Origin of the sequence: Methanolapillus millepedarum, from assembly GCF_032594115.1 — an archaeon.
Classification (GTDB): Archaea; Halobacteriota; Methanosarcinia; order Methanosarcinales; family Methanosarcinaceae; genus Methanolapillus; species Methanolapillus millepedarum.
Genome location: NZ_CP131060.1, coordinates 1,231,333 through 1,248,466, shown reverse-complemented (window position 1 = coordinate 1,248,466; position 17,134 = coordinate 1,231,333). Strand labels below are relative to the sequence as shown.

Genomic DNA, 17,134 nt, shown 5'->3' with positions numbered 1-17,134 from the left:
AATGAATGAAATACTCACATTTATAAGTGGTCAGAAATTCAATTTTTGTCACCATTATTTAAATTTTATTAAAGATATATATAGTTCAATATATAAAATACAGAGGTCTGTAAAAAATGTGTTAAATTTAATAAAACGGAGGGAACGATAATGAACAAAATGATATTTAAAATACTGATTGCGCTTTTAGTCCTGTTTGCGATGGCAAGCGTGGCGAGTGCTGCAGCACCAGTCATAACGTTAGGCGGCGTTAATAACGCTGGTACTGACATTACTTGGAAATGGACTGGTACAGCTGGGGAAATATACGATGTAATTATTTCTGCCGGAGTTTCTCCGGTTGGTACTGGCACGGGAGTAGAGGGTTCAACCGCAGGTGAATTTTCTTATACATTCTCTGGTGCAACCGTTGGCACGGATTACACTATCAATGTTACGAGTCGAAGTGTACCCGCAGATACAACTGAGAAAACAAACAAAATCTTAAATATTGACGATATTACAAGTTTTAAATCAACGAACAGCACCACAACAGATTTTGAAATTACATGGACCGGTTCAGGAAATCTTCAAACGTGTGTTGGAGATTTAAGTGGAGCAACTTGGACGTCACAGGGTTCTACCCCCGGTTCTTTCACAATTGCTGGAAATAATGCCAGTGATAATATCATTAACTACCGCTTGAATGATAGTGAAAATTTGAGTGCTGTGAAGAATATTACTTTCAAGAAGATCACAATTACCGACCCTACAAACAAAGGAACAGATTTTATTGAATGGAATTTTACGACAATTTCGGATTGGGGCAGCGTTGATTATAAATTAAATAACACAACAGCTGAAGTAACAAATGGTTCGAACGATTCCGGTAAAATTAATGCGACTGGTTTGACAACGAGTCAAACTTACACCATTAGTATCCGTGGAAATAATTCGACAATTGGTTATGGCTTGTGGACATCAAATGGTCCAGTTTCTCTTACAGCCACTCAACTTTTCCCATCTGACGGCGCCGGAACAACAAACTTTAACGGAGCCGGCAATCCATCCGATATCACAACTGAGGTCGGTAAAGAACTTGTCGTGAATGCAACCACCGTGGTGAACTGTAGCTTTGTTTGGACGTTAAATAATTCCAGCAATCCGAGCATTAAAACAGAAAGCAATGCAACAGATAACAAAACCGATGCATTCAAATGGACGCCAACAGCAACCGGAGACTACAAATTGAAGCTGGTTGTGACGGAAAAAGCAAACTCTTCCAATACCAAAGAATTGGTTTGGAACATTAAAGTCACCGAAAAATCCACCGGAAACCGTGTTTGGTCTGATGGAATGCCGACGACTTACACTTGGGATGCCCGCAGTTTCTCCGGTTTCTATTATAACTTGGACACCGGCGAAGGCAACGAAAGCATGACGATTTCCAACATCGGACGTTCGATCAGCAAAGGTGACATCAAATACGTTACAACACCGTCAACGACAGATTATGCCTATTCAAAATGGGGTAATTACAGCGTTGTCGGATTCATGGGTGACAAATACTTTGCCGGATATGACAGCAACAACACCATGATGAAGGACGGAAACTTGTCAAAAGTGCTGACGGATTCCGACCAAAAAACCAACGCCAACATGGGACAATATATCGCTCTTGAAGAGGGATATTCTTTAAAAGTGGATCAAATTGACCTGAAAGGAGATAAAGTCCGTTTGGTTCTTGAAAAGAACGGAAAAGAAGTGGACTCCGGTTTTGGTTCATCAAACGGCACCGTGGCTTTTAACAAATCGTTCAGCAACAAAAATTACACCATTGTTCAGGTTCACATCGGCTCTGTTTTCCAAGGAACGGAAAGCTCCATTGTGACGATCGACGGTCTTTTCCAGATTTCAGATAGTTTAACCAAGCTTGAAAGCGGAACCAAGATTGACAAAATGGAAATTTCAAGCGTCAGCTCTTCTCAAATCGAAATGACCAATCACGAAAGCGTCAGTTTGAGTTCCGGCAGCAACGTGACGTTGATGGGAAAGATGAAAATCGAAGTGGCCGACAGCGGCACACTCCGGTTCGCGCCGTACATCGAATACACCGACCCCGGAAAATATGAAGTTCGCGGGACGGTTTCCGATTTCAATAATTCCGGTTACATCGTCAGCAAATGGACGCCTCAAAACTTTGAAGGATTCTTCTATGACATCGATGATGACAATTTCAATACCGAGTCCATCAGCGTGGCAACGGATTTGAACAGCACCAGAACCATCGCCAAAGGAGATTTGGTTTACAACTCAACCGTGGTCACGACCGATTACAATTATTCCTCTTGGGGAAAATATGATGTCGTCGGATTCATGGGCGATAAATATTTTGCCGGCTACAACAGCAGCAAGAGCATGCTCAAAGACGGTTATTTGTCAAAGGTGCTTGTGGATAACGATGACAAAAGAAACGCCAACATGGGACAATATATCGCTCTTGAAGAAGGATATTCTTTAAAAGTGAGTCAGATTGACCTCAACGGTAACAGCGTTCAGTTGATTCTTGAAAAGAACGGAAAGGAAGTGGATTCAAACATTACCCGTTCCGGAAATGACGCGACTTTCGAGAAGAAAATCGGAAACGAAAACTATACCATCGTTAAAGTACACGTCGATTCCGTTTTCCAGGGAACCGAAAGCAGTATCGTCAGCATCCGCGGTCTCTTCCAAATTTCAGATTCCCCGATGAAACTTGATGACAGCGCTCGGTACGGTAAAATGGAAGTGTCTTCTCACTCCTCAACAGGCATTGAGCTGAGAAATCAGGATACTGTCGGCCTTTCTTCCGGAAACACTGTTGATTTCCTGACCGTCGGCAACACCACCATGTCTTTCAAAGTCGGCGACAACTCCACACTGAGATATGCGCCGATTGTGATTCGTGAAATCGGATCCAATTCTTCTTTGGAAGTCAAGGCGTCGCCGAATCCGGTTACTGTCGGTAAAGCCGTGAACATTACGGTTTCCGACCGCGGAACAACGCTTGAAGGTGCCACCGTGATTGCCAACGGAAGCACAATTGGCACAACCAATTCTTCCGGCATGATTTCCTACACGCCAAACAGCGTCGGAACCATCAAAATCACGGCAACGAAAGCCGGTTATGTTGACGGAAGCGCGTCATTGACCGTGCAGGCCGAAGCCAAAAACATGTCCATGTCGATTTCTCCGGATGAAGTTTATCCGGGAGCAGCGGCAACGATCCGTGTTTATGATTCTCTTTCCGGGTCCAATATTTCGGGTGCCAAAATCTATGTCGGCAGCGATAATGTTGGAACAACAGATTCCGGCGGACAGTTCAATTACACGTTCAACAACAGCGGAACCTACACCGTTCTGGCCAACGCCACGGATTATCTCAACACAACCAAGACGGTGAGCGTGGTTTCCAAAGTGAATTTCGTGTTCTCGAATTTCTCGTTAAGCCCTGAAAATTTGAGCGCCGGAAAAACCACGAAATTGTCGTTTAACATCACCAACAACGGAATCGAAAGCGGCTCTCACACCGTGACGCTTCAGTTGGTGGATTCCACCGGAAATGTCGTTGACGAAGATTCAAAAACAGTCAGCTTGGACGTTGGAAAATCCAAGGACGTTACATTGTCCGTGAAACCCAAAACGGAAGGAACTTACACCTTGGTTCTGAAAGAAGACAATAATGTTGTCAGCAATCTCCCGTCCAATATGGGAACCATCTCAGTCGGACCGTCCAGCGGTCTTTCAACGGCGGTTTACGCGGTGATTGCGGTTGTCGGCATCATCGTCTTGGCAATTCTCGGCTACCTCGGCTATCTTTTCGGCGTGAAAGGCGCAACGAGAAGCAACTATAAAGATGTCAGCCGGCAAGTGACCAGTGACTTGAAGGGTAAATTCAAAAGAAACAAATGAATCGAATGAAAAAATAAAAAAATAAAGTGAAAGAGTTTGCCGCTTTGGCAGACTCTTTTTTTTGTTTTTAATTCTGATTTTTGGATAAATTTGTTTTTAATTTTGTTTTTAATTTTGATTTTAATTTTGATTTTAATTTTGATTTTAATTTTTTGCACAAATCTATTTTTTATTTGTTTTATGCATTTATTTGCTTTCGTTTTTTTAATTTTGATTTTATTTCGTTTCTGTTAGCGTCCGATTTTTTTTGTCGCGATTTCAATCGCTTCCGTAATGCTTTCTTTGGGCATGATCGTTGTAACCGGAATCGACACGATTTTTTCCACCGTATGGCTGACAATCGGGGCGCAAACCAATGCTTTTGCGCCGTCGCGTTCGGCTTTGACGGAGACGATAATCGCTTCTTCGATGGAATTGGCCGAATATTCCTTTATTGTAATCAGGCGGCCGCCGATTTTTCTTTTGGTTTCGGTGATGGTATCAAGAACCATTCGGGCCGCAATCACGGCAATAAATTCTTCCGTTGGTGTTTCATGTTTTTTGACGGTATCGACAATTTGGCGCAACGTTTTAATGTTTGGGGCACGGTTGCCGGATAGTATTTTGTAAAGCGTGCTGTGCGGAATGCCGGCTTCTTTTGAAAAATCGACGGCGTTCATATTCAAGTCTTCTTTAATCACGCGGTGCAATACCATTTGGAATTTTTCATCCGATTCAAAAGCGGCTTTCATCAAGCGGTCGGACATGCTCATAGGGGGTCAACTCTCCGGGGGTCAATCAATTAATCAGATTAATGGACACAATGGACAATCTTTCAAAAAATCCGTTTTCATAAATATATCTTTCCGTTTTTTACAATATAATTTCCTTTTTGTCCCGATAAGGATATTATTTTTCTAAAATCGGATAGTTTTTTATATTCACTTTCAGAAATGAAGGATTTGTGTTTGGTCCGAGATTTTGTCAACAAGTCTCTCCGGCACGGTTTTAATTTATTGCGTTTCAATTGAAAATTGTTAACGTCGATTGAAACAGTTGTTTGATTAAACGTTTCAATTCCATTTGATTTTTATAAATCGTTTCCTATATTGGGAATGTACGTCAATTTCATCCGGTTCAGCCAAATGCAAACTTTACGGAAATGGTTGAACCGGCCGACAAATCACAGAGTGAGGTTAAATCATGAAAAAAGTATTATCCGTTCTTCTTATTGCGCTTTTAGCTGCAACTGTCGCGCTTTCCGGCTGTGTCGGCAATGACAGCGGAAAAAGCACAAATGTCACAATCGGCTACCAGCCGAGCACACACCAAATGGCCTACACGTCCGCCGAATCTTTGGGCTGGTGGACATCCAATTTGACAGAATTAAATGTCACCGCCGTCGGCAACAAATCCTTCCCGAGCGGTCCGTCCGAAGCGGTTGCTTTATCTTCAAATGCCATTCAGGTGGCTTATATCGGCGCCGCCCCGGTGATTCCGGCTGTTGCGCAGAACAACGCCGATTTGAAAATCGTCGCTGCCGTTCAAATTAACGGTTCTTCTTTGGTTGTTCCGGTGAACGCGACTTACAACGGTCCGCAGGATCTGGTCGGTAAAAAAATCGCGACCTTCCCGCCGGGATCTATCCAAGACACTCTTTTAAAAGCATGGCTTTTGGAAAACGGTGTCAATTTGAGTCAAGTTGAAATTAAGGGAATGGATGGCGGAGAAGCGCAAACGGCTCTTGCATCCGGATCGGTTGATGCTGTCTTTTTGCCCCACCCGACTCCTTCCGTTATTGAACAAAACGGCATTGGTAAAATTGTTTACAACTCCGGTCAAATGGAAGCCAACCACGCCTGCTGCGTGATTGCTGTCAGCCAGAAATTCATTGACGAGCACCCGGATATTGTGAAAGAAATCGTTCGCGTTCACATTGACGCCACCGAATACACCAACCAAAACCCGGAACAAGCCGCTGAATATTATGCCAAAATGACCGGCGTTTCCAAGGATGTCGTGCTGGCCTCCATCAATGAATGGGATGGGCAATGGGTTTCCGACCCGCACATGATTGAGGATTATGTTGTCTCTTACTCTCAATCCCAGTACGAGCAAGGATTAATTCCGAGATCGTTGACGGCAGAAGACCTCTTTGACACCAGTTTCTACGATGAAATCATGGCCGAAAGAAACGCTTAATCTTAATTTTTCAAAAGCAGCTTTAAAAATAATATGTAAGTAAATCTTCGGATTTACTTTTCTTTTTTATTTTTGTAATTCCATCAAATAGATACAATTTTTTTAATTTCATCAAAAGTCACACAATTTTTATAATTCCATCAGCAGGAAATCGCGCAAATAAATGTGCCGGATTCCTTCCCGCGTATTTCCGGAAAATTCGTCCATGGAAACAACAATTTTCGGATAATTGTCTTTGATTTTTTCTAAATTACCAAATTCGCGATCAATTGTTGTCTGTTCGGACAGCAGGTAGCAAGTCTGCACATAAATGGTTTCGTTTTTCTTTTTGGCAACGAAATCAATTTCATTTTGTCCGAGTTGTCCGACCTTCACGTCATAATTGTTGTACAGCAAATGGTTGTGGACAACGTTTTCAATCAGTTTTCCGATGTCTTCTTGCCGGTAGCCGACGATGGCATTTCGAAGTCCTAAATCTTCAAAGTAGAACTTTTCACCGATTTCGAATATTTTTTTTCCGACAATGTCCGTCCGTTTGACCTTATGAATCAAATAAGCGTTTGCCAAATGGCTGATATATGTGATGATTTGAGATGGAACAATGCTTGTTCGTTGTGATTTCAAGTAATCGCTGATTTTTTTTGCGGAAAAGAGTTGCCCGATATTATCCGCCAAAAAGAGGACCAAATTTTCCAAAAAAACAGTGTTTCGAACCTCGCTTCTCATAAAAACATCACGGTAAATCACCGTATTGTAAACGCCTTTGAGATAATCGTAGACAATTTCATCCTCTAATTCCAAGTGTTTCAGATAAGGAAGTCCGCCGTATTTGATATATTTCATCAAAGACTCGTTTGTATTTTCCAGTTTGTGAAATGTGAGAAATTCAGCGTAGGACAAACTGTAAATCGGAATTTCAACGTACCGACCGCTTAAAAATGTTGCCAGTTCTCCGGACAATACCGCAGCGTTGCTTCCGGTACAATACAAGTCATATTCGGGATCCAAAAGAAAGCTTCTCATTGCTTTTTCAAACTCTTTGATTTCTTGGATCTCATCGATAAATACATAATTTTTGACATTTTTTTGCGTATGAGATAAAACATAATCATGGAGGTCGGATGCGTTTTTGATATGGTCGAATTTCATATCTTCTTTGTTGATGTAAAGGATATGCGCATCGGGGTCTTTTTCAGCAATCTCGGCAGCGATTTGTTTTAAAATATAACTTTTACCGACGCGCCGCTGCCCGGTTAACACTTTAATCAGTTGCTTATCGACAAACGGCCGGATTTTATTTTGATATCGGTTTCGAGCGATCAGTTCATCTTCCATTTTCCGTCTCCGCTTTTAATGATGATTTTTCATTTTATGTTTATGTTTTGTATATATGCTAAACAATGTTGTTTAAATAAAAAGTTTTGCATATATGCTATGAAATCAATTAAAATTTCATTTTCTTATCATATATACTAAACTTATTGTAATTATTCTATTTTCTGAGCATATATGCTAAATAGAATCAAAAAACTCCGGCAAAGAGATACTCGGAAAAATAAAATAAAAAATAAAAAAAGTGAAAAAAAGATTTAAAAGAAAAATGAAAAAAAGAGAAAACAACGTGAAGTTGTTTTCAGAACGTATCAAGTTCGCCCTTGGCTACCATTTCCGTAATTCTTCGGGTGTTGGCAAGCCACTCGTCCACAATTCCTTCAGCTTCCTTTCGGACGGAATCAAACTTGGCGCCCGGCTTGGTGACAATTTGAGCGCTTGCGATGAGCGGTTGATCAATCGGGTGTCCGATTTGAGACAACAATTTGACGTAAACGTCATCTACGTCATCTAACTCGACCGCGATTTGGCGGGCAATTTGCGTCGCTAAAAGATTGTAGATCTTACCGATGTGGTTGATCGGGTTTTTACCGCTGGTGGCTTCCATGCTCATCGGGCGGTTTGGTGTTATGAGACCGTTTGAACGATTTCCGCGGCCGACGGACCCATCGTCGCCCATTTCGGCGGACGTGCCGGTAACGGTCAAAAAAACGGATTCCTTTTCGATTTCATCTGCCGTGTTTATCATCACGTCAACGTTTCTGTCGGTGTATTTCGGAACCAAATCCAGCACATAATCTTTCATTTCATCAATACAATTGACATAAGCGCCGATATCATCAACATATTTTCCGACAAGGCCGCTGCAAATGGTCAGCGTGATATCGTCGCCGTTTCGAAGACCCATAACTTTCATGTCTTCGCCGACGTATTTATTTCCTTTCTTTTTCTTAAAATCTTCAATCAAAGACCGCTCGGTATTGTAAACGATTTGTTCCAGTTCGGAAAAAGGAGCGTGACCGACTCCGAAAGACGTGTCGTTGGCCACCGGCATTTTTCCGTCCCGCCCGAACACATGCGTCAAATCCGACGACCCGCGTCCGAATTTGCAGTCTAAAATGACATCAGAGTCAACATCCAAGCTCGGAAGCGTATTTTTCAAGTAGTTGCGGGCGGTTTTTAAAGCGATGGTGTCGGTCGGAATATCAATTCCTTGAAAATCTTTCGTCGCGCGGCCCACCAATAAAATGTAAATCGGTTGAATGACTTGGCCGCCTCCGAATTTTGGGATAGATCGTCCGGCAACAATTTGAGTTTCATCGGTGTTGTGGTGCAAAACGCCGCCGCATTTATCAATATATTCTTTACACAAGGCGCGGCTGACTGATTCCGCAAGACCGTCCGCAATGCTGTCGGGATGTCCGACTCCTTTTCGTTCAACCAGTTCAATTTGTTGTTTTTCAATCGGTGTCGCCATGTAAGGCTCCACACAAATATTTCTCGGCATTAGACCCCTCTGTGTTTTCATTCGTTCTTGTTTTTAATGTCGTTCGTTATTCAATTCTGATTTCGTTTATTTTTTAATTTATTTTTTAATTTATTTTTTAATTTATTTTTTAGTCTTACTTTTTCGTTTTATTTTGGAAAGTAAACAAGGAATAGCCAGTATGTTTCAATACTATATATTGTTTACATATGAATATAACTTGCAGTAATTAAGTTTTATAAAGTTGAGTTGTTTATAAATTCGGTCAATTTGTTTTTGATAAAAGAATCATTAAGTTTTTAATGAAAAACGGATTGTATTTCTCATTCTTTGAATTGTCACTTATTGTTTATTCTGTTACCCGTTATTTATTCGAAAGGAAAATCAAAATGATTCGTATTGCTATTCCCAACAAAGGCCGTTTGCACGAGCCGACTCTCGCGGTTTTTAAAGACGCGGGACTTCCGGTTTACGGCGGCGGCAATGAAAGCCGTCAATTAATCGCTAAAACATCGGATCCGGACATCACTTTTATTTTCGCGCGCGCGGCGGATATTCCGCTTTATGTTGAAGAAGGAACAGCCGATTTGGGAATTACCGGTCTTGATTTGGTGGTTGAACGCGGTGCCGACATCGAATGTTTAACGGATTTGAAATACGGCAGTTCCCGCCTGGTTTTGGCAGTTCCGGAATCTTCTCCGGTGGCGGCAGTTGAAGATTTAAAAGGAAAACGCATCGCGACCGAGTTTCCTGAAATTACCAAACGCTTCTTCAAGGAAAAAAATGTTGACGTTGAAGTGGTTCAAGTCAGCGGCGCCTGCGAGATGACGCCGCATATCGGTGTTGCGGACGCGATTGTGGACATCACAAGTTCCGGAACGACCATGATGATTAACAAGTTGCGGCCGGTCTCCCAGGTGTTTGAATCCAAAGTTTATCTGATCGCGAACAAAGAAAGTTTGAAACAAAAAGACAAGCTTTCGGACGTTAAAACGGCGATTGAGAGCGTTCTTTTGGCGAAGACAAAGCGTTACATTATGATGAACGTGCCGGCGTCGCATCTTAAAGATGTTGAAAAAATTATTCCGGGACTCAACGGCCCGACCATCATGGAAGTTGAAGCGTCCGAGCCGACTTTTGCCGTTCATGCGGTCGTCGAAGCCGATCAAATTTTTGTCCTCATTCGGAAGTTAAAAATCGTCGGCGCGCGCGACATTTTGGTTTTGCCGATCGAACGTCTGATTCCTTAAGGTGCTGTCATGGCTGATTTTGAAATCATTCCGGCCGTTGACATGAAAAACGGAAAATGCGTTCAGCTGGTTCAAGGTGTTCCCGGAAGCGAAATGGTTTCCCTTGACGATCCGGCGGCGGTTGCCGTCTCTTGGGTGAATAAAGGCGCGAAAACGCTTCATTTGGTGGATCTGGACGGCGCTTTTGAAGGCAAACGGCGCAACGGTCCGATTATCGAAGATATTATTTCCCGGGCAAAACCGCTTGGCGTTCAGATTCAAATCGGCGGCGGAATCCGTTCTTTCGAAGACGCGAGCCGTTTGCTCTCTCTGGGTGCTGACCGTGTTATTTTAAGCACGGTCGCCATGAAAAATCCGAAGATCGTTCAAGAGGTGTCGGACAGTTTCGGGAAAAAATCGGTGGTCGTTGGCCTTGACTCTAAAAACGGCTATGTGGCGATTGAAGGTTGGACGGAAATTTCCAAAGAAAAAGCGGTTGATGTCGGAAAAAAGTTTGAGAACCTCGGCGCCGGTTACATTTTGTTTACCAATATCGATTCGGAAGGGCTTTTAAAAGGCGTTGACACGAATCCGACGAAAGAGTTGGTCGAATCGGTCAATATTCCGGTGATTGCGTCGGGCGGCGTCACAACCATTGACGATTTATTTAAATTGAGAACGATCGGTGCTTTTGGCGCCGTGGTCGGAAGCGCGCTTTACACGAACAAATTTACGCTTGAAGATGCAATTTCAGCTTTAAAGTCAATTGTTTAATACTTTGAATGTCATGTTTAAATTATTAAATCTCAAGGAATAATTATGGCACCAAAAGCAAGAAAAGCGTCTTTTTCCCGAAAAACGAAAGAGACCGACATTACGATTGACATTAATTTGGATGGGACCGGCGTATCGTCCGTTCAGACCGGTATCGGTTTTTTTGACCACATGCTGGACGCGTTTTCCCGTCACTCCGGTTACGATTTGACAGTAAAAGCCTCGGGAGATTTGCACGTCGACGGCCACCATTTGGTGGAAGATACCGGCATCGTTCTCGGAAAAGTGATGGCAGAGGCGCTTGGCGACAAGCGCGGAATTGCGCGTTTTGGCGAAGCCCGGATTCCGATGGATGAGTCTTTGGCCGAAGTGGCGCTTGACATCGGTGGCCGCGGATTTTTGGTTTTTAAAGCCGACTTTTTCGCCCCGTCCGTCGGTGATTACAGCACACAGATGACGAAACATTTCTTCGAATCATTTGCCATGTCGTCCGGTATCAATCTTAATATGAAAGCGGAAGGCGATAACGATCATCACAAAATTGAGGCGCTTTTTAAAGCGTTCGCGTACGCCATGAAACGCGCAACTATCATTGAAAGTGATTCGATTAAAAGTACGAAAGGCGTTCTTTAATCTTTTTTTATTTTTTGTTTTTCTTTTTTGGCGGGCGGCCGGCGCGCGCGTTATGGCGACACATTTCTTTTGGATTTCAAAACCATTTGCGGTTCCATTTTTGAATCAGGAAGACTTTGGCAGTTTTTTTGAATCAGTAAAGCACTTGGCAGTTTTTTTTGAATCAAGCAAACCACCCCGAAAAATCAAACGCTTTGCGTTTGATTTTTTCGGATTTCATGAAATGACAGAATTGGAGTCGGTAGATGCAAACTGTAAAATAGAAACAGTGGGTGCAAACTGTAAAATAGAAACCGCAGGTGCAAACTGAAAGTAGAAACAGCAGGTGCAAACTGTAAAATAGAAACCGTCGGTACAAACTGAAAGTAGAAACCGGCAGATGCAAACTGAAAGTAGAAACAGCAGGTGCAAACTGAAAGTAGAAACAGCAGGTGCAAACTGTAAAATAGAAACCGTCGGTACAAACTGAAAGTAGAAACTGGCAGATGCAATTTAAAAATTAAATATTCACCAATACATTGGTGAAAATCCATGTCAGAATCCACATGGAAATTCCGAAAGTCAACGGAATGGTCAGGTTGTCGTCCGCTTTCAATTGTTTGGTATAAATTTCAACAATCGCGGCGGCGACAATTGAAATAACAGACAAAATTATAAAAATCCGGCTTAAATCCAAGATAAAAGCATAAGCGATCAGAAATAATAAGGAAACTCCAATAAATCCGAGCGTTCCTTCAAGTGATTTTCCGTTTTTGAATTTGTGTTTTCCAAAACGTTTTCCGATCAAAGCGGCAAACGCGTCTCCGAAAATCAAAATGGTGATTCCAAGCATCGCGACTTCTTTTGAAAACAAAAGAACCGACAAAAAACAGCCGAGCAAAAACCAAACCGAACTCACATTTCCCGATTTTTCATTTTCGCGCAGCACCGGGGAAAAATATTTGATTTTAATGTCGTTGAGCGCCGGAAAGATCCGGCACAGCTGCTCGGCAATGACCAAGGCGATGAACAAAAAGCCGATGACTAAACATGCGGTTTCTTTGTTTGTCAAATATATGAAAATGACAAAAACAAAAGACGTCATATGCAGCAATTTTCTTTTAACTTCTTGCCGATAACTGAATTTTTTCTCCGGCGGCGTTTGGTCAGACATATTTTTTCCATTTTCTTTTCAATATATTATCTCATTTAAATTATAATTTTCATTATATGGAGGGCTTTTATCAAAATCTATATATTATTTTATAACGATTTTACGTTTTGTTTACATATTTATTTTTTCAGCAGATTCTGTTATGAAATATTGTAATATGTAATATAAATTATGCAATTTTGTAAATTTTTAAAATAATCAAAGTAAATGGAAACTGCATCATTATTGTCTGCTAACGTTTTTATGATTTGCTTTCAAGTTTAATAAATTTGTCACACTTGTTGCAGTTTCACGATTTGGTTATTCTAAAACGGCAAAAATGTTCATCCAAAACGGTTCTTCAAAAACGTTTTCGTTAATTCGTAGTATCGTTATTGTTAAATTTAATTTATATTCAGGTGAATTTCATGGATACAACTTTGATTATCGGTTTTGGAATAACACTGGCCGCTTACCTTGTTGTCTTGGTGGCGATTGGTTGGTATTTCAACAAGAAACAGAAAACTGTTGTTGACTTTTGGCTGGCCGGAAGAAAGCTTGGCGCTCTTCCGCTTGGCTTTGCGTCGGCAGCCTCTTGGATTACGGGCGGCGGTATTTTAGCCGTAACAGCCATGTACTTACTCGGCGGCCTTGGGTCCATTTGGACCTTCGCGGCGCCCAACGTCATTGCTCTCTTCTTAATCGGTCTTTTGGTCACGAAAATTAAGAGCTTGCCGGCGATTACGCAGCCCGAACTTCTTGAACAGAGATACGCCGGTTCCATTCGCGGTCCGGTTGCCGTCATCATCGCGATTGTGATGATTCTTTTCGCGGCCGCCGACATTTCCGGTCTGTCTCTCATCTTCGGTGTTTTCTTCGGCTTTGATCCTCTTTTTGCGGCGGTTCTCATTGCCGTTTCCGTTTCGGTCTATGTGTTGCTCGGCGGTCTTTCCGCTGTCGTTTGGACCGATGTGATTCAATATTTGATGCTTGCGGGAATTACCATTTTCCTTGCGATTGCGGTCATTTTTACGGCCAGCGGTGACAGCATGCTTTCCGTCAGCGATTTCATTACGACGTCCGCGCCGGCCGGTTGGTGGAATCCGTTTTCTATCGGCATTCCGATGATTTTGATTTTCTGTATCGCCATCATGCCGGGATGGGTTTCCGAACACGACCAATGGCAAAAAGTATGGGCTGCCCGTGACGAAAAATCCGCAAGAAACGGTTTCTTCTTCGGTTCATTTTTGATGCTTTTGATTTTCGGTATCTCTTGCTGTCTTTTGGGTCTTGGTCTCCGGGTTTTATATCCGGAAATCGCGGATATGGGTTCCGCTGAAGTCGCTCTTTTGAACTTCATTTCATCCCATTACGGCGCGCCGGTCATCATTGCCAGCGCTCTCGGTTTGACGGCCGCTGCCATGTCTTGTACGGACACGTTCTCCACCTCCGGCGGTTCCACCATTTCCCGCGACATCTACCAAAGATACATCAAACCGGACGCTACGATGAAGGATTTGAAAGTTGTCAACAGAATCGCCGTTTTGATTATTATCGTCGGTGCAACGATTGTTTCCTTCCTTCCGATTAACATCATTGAATTCATTCACATCGCAACTTACATCGCCAGCGCTGCGTATTTCTTCCCCTTGATGGGTGGACTTTACTGGAAGCGTGCGACGAAAGAAGGCGCTATGGCTTCTTTGATTGTCGGCGGCGTCTCTCAGATTGCCATGGTTGCGATTGACCTTTACATGGGGGCAACCAATGGTGTTTATTATTTGGAGACCATCAGCCCGGTTTTCACTGCTCACGGCGTGATTCTCGGTATGGCGCTCAGCGCGGTAGCGTTGGTCGTTGTTTCATTGATGACCAAAAAGTCTTCCGTGTACAATTTGGCGCCGTTTTTCCCGGACGAAGCCAAAGTTTTGGAACGCGATGAAGTAGATCACGTGAATGTCAATTCCGAAGAGTACAAAACCTATAAAAAGGCGCTCAAAATCGAAAAGACCGGCGAACGTGAAAGTTTCCATCTTGAATTGAAAGCATCCGCACCGCTCAACTGGGAACGTTTCACGGACGAGTTGGCAAAGTCCAGCGACGCCTGGATATCGACCGGCCGGCACACGATTTACCGCTTGACGCACGGCGACCTTTTGTCCTGCCCGACGCTTTCCCGCGGAAATAACGAACAAGAGATTTGGGTTGCGGCCGAACCGCGCCTGGAAGGGTCAAACATCGCTCAAGTGGAAGTTTTCCTGGCCTACAATGAAGTCGCGGCGCTTCTCAAATCCATGGGCATTTTGACCAATCTCATTGTGCCGGAAGCCAAAAAATAAAGCTAAGGTTTTAAAAAAGTTAAAAAAAAATAAGAGACCTTGTCTCTTATTTTTCTATTTTTATTTTTTATTTCTTTTGTTTTTGATTTCTTTGTTTTGATTCTTTTGTTTTTGATTTCTTTGTTTTGATTCTTTTGTTTTTGATTTCTTTGTTTTGATTCTTTTGTTTTTGATTTCTTTGTTTTGATTCTTTTGTTTTTGATTTCTTTGTTTTGATTCTTTTTTAAATGAACCGAAGAAGAAGCCGTTGGCGTTTCAATTTTTATTTTGAATTTTTAATTTGTTTTGTCATTTGGGAACGGCTGACAAAACGGATGTTGAAGCCATGCCGGTTTCTTTGAACCTGCGTTTGAGTTTTTGAATCACGAAGTTTCCGAAAGTGAAACTGACAACCATCATCAAAAAGTCGCCGACCAAAAGGCCGACCCAAATACCCACCAATCCGTGTCCAAAGGTAATGCTGAGCAGGTAGGCAAACGGCACTTCAAATCCGATGGTTCGAAGAAGCGTGAGGCAAAGCGACCACTTTCCCATCTTAAGTCCCTGGAGCATGGACGATGTTAACATACCGGCCGGGAAGAACAGGAACAAAAGGAACATATATCTCAAAAACTCCACGATGCTGTCATGCAAGTGAAGCGATTCTCCTGTCGCGAAAACAGCGGCAATCGGTTCGGCGAATATGAAGATTAAAACGGCGACAATAAGTTCAAGCGCCATGCCGAACATGATTGCGAAATAGTAAACGTCTTTGAGCTTTTTTATATCGTGTCCGCCGTAAGAAACGCCGGCCATTGTTGTCATTCCGGTGCTGAATCCAAGCATCGGCATAATTCCCATGGAAACAATACGCCATCCGGTTGTGTAAATAGCCGCACCGCTCGTTCCGCCGACATTGAGAACAATCGCGCTCAAAAAAATAGTTGAAATCGACATGGTCAGTTGAGAAATCATCACGGGGATTCCGACCGAGAAAATTTCTTTGACGATTCCTATATCGAATTTAAATTTGCGGAAGCTGATTGTGACATATGTTTTTCTCTCAATCAGCAGCCAGTACATCACCATCAGCATGGAAACGGCAAATGAAACAACGCTGGCGTAAGCGGCGCCGTTGACGCCGAGTCCGAGCCCCCAGTCGTAAATGAAAATCGGGTCCAGCACACAATTTAAAAGCGCACCGACAATCGTGGCGGCCATTGTTTTTTTGGAATTTCCTTCGCTGTTGAGAATGGAATTGCCGATGTTCAGCAAAAAAATGAAAATAACGCAGACAATGAAGATGTTGATATAACCGGCGGAGACATGGGCCAACGATTCGTCGGCGCCCATCAGTACGAAAATCGGTTCCATGATCGGGATTGCCAACCAGCAAACAAAACTGAGGATAACGGCCAGAACAATGGCGTGTGTGGCAAAGCTATCCGCTTTCTTTTTATTTTTGGCGCCGATCGATCGAGAAATCGCAGAGCCGGCACCAACACCGACGCCGGTCGCAAGCGCCATAAGCCCCAGGAAAAACGGAAACACCAATCCGACGGCAGCCAGCGCTTCTTCGCCGAGTCCGGCAACCCAGAACGTGTCTACCAAGTTGTAAACAGCTTGGAAAACAAGAGCGACCATGACGGGAATTGATATTTTAATCAAGGCTTTTTTCGGGTTTCCGAGAAGGTCGGCAACGCCTTTGGTCATTTTTTCCGTATCGGGTCCTTTCTCATCGGCATACCAATCGGAAGCCGGTTTTTCGGTATCTGCCGCTTTCCGATTTATTGCTGTTTGAGCCGTTTGGTCTTGAATGATTTGTTCCGCTTGGCGTTCCTCTTCCGTTTTCCTTTCTGCCTTCCTTTCCGATGTCTCTTCTGATATCTCTTTCGATACCTCTTTCGATGTCTCTTCCGATACCTCTTCCGATATTTTTTCCTGTTCTTCCTTTTCTGTCTCCGATTTCATAAAATAAGGCCTCGATTTTGAAAATGAGATTTTATTTAATTTTGCCTCTTCCTAGTAAGAAGATATATTTGTAGTTTGTTCATCTCATTTCATTTTTTTGGCAGGAGGTGCGGTGTTTGAAAATTTATGCTAAATTAACTCTTTATCC

12 protein-coding genes are annotated in these 17,134 nt (G+C 42.8%); 7 read left to right on the top strand and 5 right to left on the bottom strand.

The genetic code is table 11. The features are described from left to right. Positions 1 to 150 precede the first annotated feature (150 nt). Complete coding sequence (locus tag MsAc7_RS05845) at positions 151 to 3,930, top strand: S-layer protein domain-containing protein (protein WP_338101993.1); 3,780 nt, start codon at positions 151 to 153, stop codon at positions 3,928 to 3,930. 230 nt (positions 3,931 to 4,160) lie between these two features. Here MsAc7_RS05845 and MsAc7_RS05840 read toward each other — a convergent pair whose 3' ends face one another. Then, entirely contained in the window at positions 4,161 to 4,682 is a 522-nt protein-coding gene (locus tag MsAc7_RS05840; protein WP_338101992.1) for a helix-turn-helix domain-containing protein, read from the bottom strand. 430 nt (positions 4,683 to 5,112) lie between these two features. On the opposite strand from MsAc7_RS05840, the gene MsAc7_RS05835 reads away from it, so the two are divergent. Next, the gene (locus MsAc7_RS05835; RefSeq protein WP_338101991.1) at positions 5,113 to 6,111 is read left to right on the top strand and encodes an ABC transporter substrate-binding protein; all 999 of its coding nucleotides are present in this window, start codon (positions 5,113 to 5,115) and stop codon (positions 6,109 to 6,111) included. 129 nt (positions 6,112 to 6,240) lie between these two features. Here MsAc7_RS05835 and MsAc7_RS05830 read toward each other — a convergent pair whose 3' ends face one another. Beyond that, positions 6,241 to 7,446, bottom strand: a complete 1,206-nt coding sequence (locus tag MsAc7_RS05830) for an ATP-binding protein (RefSeq protein ID WP_338101990.1) — start codon at positions 7,444 to 7,446, stop codon at positions 6,241 to 6,243. Between the two features lie 298 nt (positions 7,447 to 7,744). Continuing rightward, complete coding sequence (locus MsAc7_RS05825) at positions 7,745 to 8,950, bottom strand: methionine adenosyltransferase (protein WP_338101989.1); 1,206 nt, start codon at positions 8,948 to 8,950, stop codon at positions 7,745 to 7,747. A gap of 368 nt (positions 8,951 to 9,318) precedes the next feature. On the opposite strand from MsAc7_RS05825, the gene hisG reads away from it, so the two are divergent. The 4 genes from hisG (at position 9,319) to MsAc7_RS05805 (ending at position 11,875) form a co-directional block, all read left to right on the top strand. Beyond that, entirely contained in the window at positions 9,319 to 10,179 is an 861-nt protein-coding gene (gene hisG, locus MsAc7_RS05820; RefSeq protein ID WP_338101988.1) for an ATP phosphoribosyltransferase, read from the top strand. A 9-nt stretch (positions 10,180 to 10,188) separates the two neighbouring features. After that, positions 10,189 to 10,932, top strand: coding sequence for a 1-(5-phosphoribosyl)-5-[(5-phosphoribosylamino)methylideneamino]imidazole-4-carboxamide isomerase (hisA, locus tag MsAc7_RS05815; RefSeq protein ID WP_338101987.1), 744 nt, complete (start codon positions 10,189 to 10,191; stop codon positions 10,930 to 10,932). A gap of 45 nt (positions 10,933 to 10,977) precedes the next feature. Then, positions 10,978 to 11,565 carry an imidazoleglycerol-phosphate dehydratase HisB gene (hisB, locus tag MsAc7_RS05810; protein WP_338101986.1) on the top strand — a complete coding sequence of 196 codons (588 nt, stop codon included), beginning with the start codon at positions 10,978 to 10,980 and terminating at the stop codon, positions 11,563 to 11,565. Positions 11,566 to 11,665: 100 nt separating this feature from the next. Further along, positions 11,666 to 11,875, top strand: coding sequence for a hypothetical protein (locus tag MsAc7_RS05805; RefSeq protein ID WP_338101985.1), 210 nt, complete (start codon positions 11,666 to 11,668; stop codon positions 11,873 to 11,875). Positions 11,876 to 12,064: 189 nt separating this feature from the next. On the opposite strand, the gene MsAc7_RS05800 is transcribed toward MsAc7_RS05805, so the two are convergent. Next, on the bottom strand, positions 12,065 to 12,718 hold the full coding sequence (locus MsAc7_RS05800; RefSeq protein WP_338101984.1) for a diacylglycerol/polyprenol kinase family protein: 654 nt from the start codon (positions 12,716 to 12,718) through the stop codon (positions 12,065 to 12,067). Between the two features lie 407 nt (positions 12,719 to 13,125). On the opposite strand from MsAc7_RS05800, the gene MsAc7_RS05795 reads away from it, so the two are divergent. After that, positions 13,126 to 15,036 (top strand): sodium:solute symporter family protein, encoded by a 1,911-nt coding sequence (locus MsAc7_RS05795; RefSeq protein ID WP_338101983.1) that lies wholly within the window; start codon positions 13,126 to 13,128, stop codon positions 15,034 to 15,036. Positions 15,037 to 15,324: 288 nt separating this feature from the next. Here MsAc7_RS05795 and MsAc7_RS05790 read toward each other — a convergent pair whose 3' ends face one another. After that, positions 15,325 to 16,986 (bottom strand): MATE family efflux transporter, encoded by a 1,662-nt coding sequence (locus MsAc7_RS05790; RefSeq protein ID WP_338101982.1) that lies wholly within the window; start codon positions 16,984 to 16,986, stop codon positions 15,325 to 15,327. Between the last annotated feature and the right edge of the window lie 148 nt (positions 16,987 to 17,134).